Raw genomic sequence first — 1,119 nt, forward strand, 5'->3', positions numbered from 1 at the left:
GGCAAGAACCGGGTTTCTGTCGGAAGAGCATCGACGTTCACTGTGCGGTGACCTGAGGTGACAATGATCTTGATCGGCGGCCATCTGTCACGTACCGCCGCAGCAAGTTTCAGTCCATCCACGCCGCCTGGCATATCGACGTCAGTGAACATCACCGAAATCAGGGGGTTGGCCGCCAGCTGATCAATTGCCTCGGCAGCATTGGCTGCCTCCATGACCTCGAAGCCCGCCAGTTCCAGTTCATCGACGATACCCATGCGGATAAGGGCTTCGTCTTCCACGACCAGAACAGCTATGCGTTGATTGGTCATATGAGATTTTTCCTGGCTGCTCCTGGCTTTCAACGGCATTGACGCGAATTCTGTTCATCACCGCTACAGTTGTGCGGTCAGCATGCACACAACGCCCTCAGCCGGGTAATTGATCCGCACGTCGCCATTAAAGTCTGCTGCCAACACCCTGGAGATCAGACGGGAGCCAAAACCCTTGCTCCTTGGTTCGCTGACCGCAGGGCCGCCGGTCTCCCGCCACATAAATTCAAGTGCATCCTTTTGGTTGCCGATACGAGCGATCGTCCATGAGATTCTGATTCGGCCGGTATCATTCGACAGTGCTCCATACTTGGTGGCATTGGTTGCCAGCTCGTGAAGGGTGAGCGCCATTGACAGGCTCTGTTTCGGCGTCATGGTGAAGTCGGGGCCACTGATGTCGAAGCGCCCGTCCGCACCGCCGTGCGGCGCCAGGGCTGCCCGCAGGGTTTCGTAAATGCCAGCGCTCTCCCATTGGGTGGACATCAGCATGTTTTGTGCTTCGGCCAAAACATGCAGCCGGGCATTGAATGTCTCTCGCCGCTCGGCGATATCATCGCCGCGAAGCGTCTGCGCAGCGATAGCGCTGACCACAGCCAGCAGGTTCTTGATGCGATGCTGCAGCTCTCCGCTGACCATATGCTGGCGAGCTTCGGCATCCTTGATTTGGGAGATATCGCGGACGGTGCCAACGAATTTGGTAACGCCGTCCGTTGTGACAGCCTTTGCCCGGGCATGGACCCAGTGTGCCGGCATATCGGGCCGCTCCAGCATCCTGTACTCCACATCGAGGATGCCATTGCCATTGGCA

General features: G+C 57.7%; 2 protein-coding genes. Both read right to left on the reverse strand.

The window, feature by feature from the left end; all coding sequences use genetic code 11:
* On the reverse strand, positions 1 to 311 hold a 311-nt coding region (locus ABKW30_RS29230), incomplete at its 3' end, for a response regulator (protein ID WP_348602481.1).
* Between the two features lie 63 nt (positions 312 to 374).
* Positions 375 to 1,119, reverse strand: a 745-nt coding sequence (locus ABKW30_RS29235; protein WP_348602482.1) for a sensor histidine kinase, incomplete at its 5' end; no start/stop codon positions are given.

The organism is Phyllobacterium sp. SB3 (assembly GCF_040009165.1).
In the GTDB taxonomy this organism is placed as follows: Bacteria; Pseudomonadota; Alphaproteobacteria; order Rhizobiales; family Rhizobiaceae; genus Phyllobacterium.